The following is a 3,242-nucleotide window of genomic DNA, read 5'->3' on the forward strand; positions in this document are numbered from 1 at the left end:
CCTGAGTCGTCGCCTTTGGCTTTGGCCTCGAGGAACTGTGTAAGCCCTTCCTGGAGTGTTGGAGGGTCTTCTGTGGTGGTTGAACCCTGGGGGTTGGGGTTTGGCATGGGGTTGGATGAGTGGAGGGCGCGGGGGGTGGTAAATCTACTTGTGACTTGTGACTTAATCAAAAGTGGATTGAGAAACCGTTGAATCGCCGGAATCCCACAGATACTATGCTGCTATCCCGAAAATAGTATTCTATAAATCTTATAGTGCTTCATAGAAAACCGTCCCTGTAGTTGCGAATGCCCTGAATAACAGGCATAACCTTCCAGAAATTATCCGTCCTACTCGCAGAGTCAGCTACTTTTCATCGCTAAAATGGATAAGAAACGCTATGATTTTTCTAATTACTTGTGAATAACGAGAATAAATTCCACTATCGGAGAGCTGCTGCTATCCGCTTGCAAGCACGACCGCCGTTATCCAAGTAATGTACTCAACCTCTGATCAACCATCTCGAACGATCTCGCCGACGACCGTCAGAGTCGCGAACCGATACGCCCACTCGTGCTCGTCGCCCGATTTCATTCCCAGTACCATCTCTGCGTCCGCTCGATCGCCGTAGTACTCCCAGTTGGTGGTATCGATCGCGACGGTGACACTTCGGTCGGTGAGGTCTTGGACGTCTTGTTGCTGGAGCTTCTCGAAGAGCTGCTGATTGACATCATTGAAGTGCTCGCGCAGTTCGCTCCGCGTGAACTACTTGATCGTACGGAGGTGAGTATCGCCATCCGGCGACCCCCCTTCCGCGTCGTCTAGTCTGCGAACAGCGTCGTCCCCTGTTCAGTGGCTGTGTTCGTCATACCCGTGGGTCTGGAGATCGTACAACGCGGTGTCTGGATACCGGGCGTTGTCGGCTCGCTCGGTTTCGAAGTGGTCAGTAACGTGCTGGCGAAGCTGTACCGTCACGTCAGTACGTTGCTATGTCGTGATTGGAGCCTGCCTCTCACCAGATTTGCTCCCGATCGTCCGATCGGGAGCTGGGGGCTCTCGCGTGTCGATGTCGGCGTCGGTGAGATACGCCTGCTGCAGCGCCAGCAGGTGCGTCTCAGCGATAATCCGTTCGGCGCTCTCGGAAAGGAGTGTGCGGAGGTCGTCAGTGAGTCGATACCACCAGGATCGAGAGAGTACCGATCGGGATCGAACCCGAGCGCAGCCGCTCGGTCGGGGTGAGACACATCATTGAATTACAGGAGCGGCTCTGTTGAAACCCTCTTCATGTCTTGCGGTTTCGTATAGTAGCTAGTTTTCATTGGATTGACCGGGAATGGCACGTAACACGCCTCTTCCGAATGTCAGTAACGAATGATTTCAACAGGGCCACAGGAGTAGTCATCATCCTCAACCAATTACGATGAGGGACAGAGTATAGGAGATACCTCTACTAATAGCCAATTTCAACAGTATATAATCACTCTTAAAGATGTGAATCTACTACTATTTATATTAGCTATAATTGTATTTACGTTTATAAGGATGGTGTTTTCTCTTTTCTTCTCCTGTTTTAGTATCTGAAAAGGATATGTTGAGTTCACTTTCTGGAATTGTTTACAGTATCGTTTTTATCACAGGCAAAATTGCACAAAAATGGAGATTATACCACAGGAATATGGACGACTGGCGGATGGATTCCGACTTGAGTGGTGGTGGTCACCTTCTGAACGTTGGATCGCACCTCATTGACGCAATCCTCTGGATGACCGAGCTTACACCAACTCACGTCAATGCCGATATCGTATTCCATGACAAGGAGCAAATTTTCGATAAGCAGTCGTCGATCACTATCGAGTTTGATAATGGTGCAATTGCAAACATCTCCGATACGGGAATTATCCCTCGTACACGTGAGCATATCCATATCTGGGATGACAACGGAGCTGTTTATCTCAAAGGACGTGAGTAGGAGGAGCGCACCGGTTACACGATCAATACCGAAGGTACCAAACATGATCCATATCTTGATTACCAAGGTAGACGCAGCAAGGTGGAGGCCTTTACCCAGGCTGTCTCAGAGGGAACCGAACCGCCAATCACAGTCCAGGACGCCTTCAGAACAATGGTTGTTACGATGGCAGCTTACGAATCTGGACGAACTAGTGAACGCATTGAGCTTTCGGAACGGTATTCGTTCGTCGGCAACGGTCTGTTTGATCCCGTCGCTCCTCAATTACCGATTAACTAATATTCCCGCGCTTAATGATATCCAGAATAGAGCGGTTAGTGTATCTCAATGATCATTCGGGCATTGGGACATCATATTTATATACTGTTTGGCAAGTCCTTGAAGATAGACGGTCCTACGTACTAAGATATGAGAGTAACGCTGATTTGATTCACTCTTCGGGACGGTAGGGGAATTTTGAGCACGAGACTGTTCTTCTTCACGTAGGAATTGGTCACCAACCCAGTGAACCAAGGAAATATTTCCAATATATTTGGGATTTTTGATCGGTTATAACCCGTCGCAGCTGCGTAACTTCTCTGTGAACAGTAGCACGATATCCATTTAGGATCCAACATGGCTGTGAGATAACCATTGAACTTATATATCCCCGGACGACGGATTCGTGTATGACTGTTCGAATCACTGTCTGGAACGAGAATATCCACGAGCAGGAGAATAAAGAGGTTGCAGAACGGTATCCCAAAGGAATTCATGGGGCGATTGCGGACGGATTAATAGATAATGATCTCACTGTCCGTACCGCTACACTTCAGGAGCCTGACCATGGTTTAACCGAAGATACTCTTGGGAATACAGATGTGCTCATATGGTGGTCTCACTGCGCAAACGATGAGGTCGCGGACGAAGTTGCTGAACGTGTTGTCAAGCACGTTCATGACGGAATGGGTTTCATCCCCCTCCACTCCGGAAAGAATTCTAAACCGTTTATTCGTCTAATGGGGACAACCTGCAATATCAAATACCGTCACAGCGGCGAAACCGAGCGTATCTGGGTTGCTGACCCAGGTCATCCAATCACCGATGGCTTACCAGAGTCTTTTGAAGTTCCTTCGACCGAAATGTATGGTGAACCCTATGATATCCCCGAACCCGACCGGACTGTATTCATCTCGTGGTTTGAGGGTGGCGAGGTGTTTCGCTCCGGTGTTTGCTATCGTCGTGGCCGCGGGCGTATTTTTGCATTCCGCCCTGGCCATGAGGAGTATCCGATCTTTTTCCAAGACGAGATCCG

At 49.0% G+C, this 3,242-nt stretch carries 3 protein-coding genes; all 3 read left to right on the forward strand.

Annotated features, from left to right (window positions below; genetic code table 11):
• The first annotated feature begins 552 nt into the window (after positions 1–552).
• Positions 553–804 carry a hypothetical protein gene (locus WOA58_RS18620; RefSeq protein ID WP_340605803.1) on the forward strand — a complete coding sequence of 84 codons (252 nt, stop codon included), beginning with the start codon at positions 553–555 and terminating at the stop codon, positions 802–804.
• 763 nt (positions 805–1,567) lie between these two features.
• Positions 1,568–1,948 carry a Gfo/Idh/MocA family protein gene (locus WOA58_RS18625; protein ID WP_340605804.1) on the forward strand — a complete coding sequence of 127 codons (381 nt, stop codon included), beginning with the start codon at positions 1,568–1,570 and terminating at the stop codon, positions 1,946–1,948.
• Between the two features lie 668 nt (positions 1,949–2,616).
• Positions 2,617–3,242: ThuA domain-containing protein (locus tag WOA58_RS18630; RefSeq protein ID WP_340605805.1), on the forward strand; the 626-nt coding region annotated here is incomplete at its 3' end.

It is taken from the genome of Halalkalicoccus tibetensis, from assembly GCF_037996645.1.
Classification (GTDB): domain Archaea; phylum Halobacteriota; class Halobacteria; order Halobacteriales; family Halalkalicoccaceae; genus Halalkalicoccus; species Halalkalicoccus tibetensis.

What these genes read in the sequence shown, in the direction of transcription:
- WOA58_RS18625 (WP_340605804.1), top strand. Translation starts at nt 1,568, where the DNA reads ATGTTGAGTTCACTTTCTGGAATTGTTTACAGTATCGTTTTTATCACA.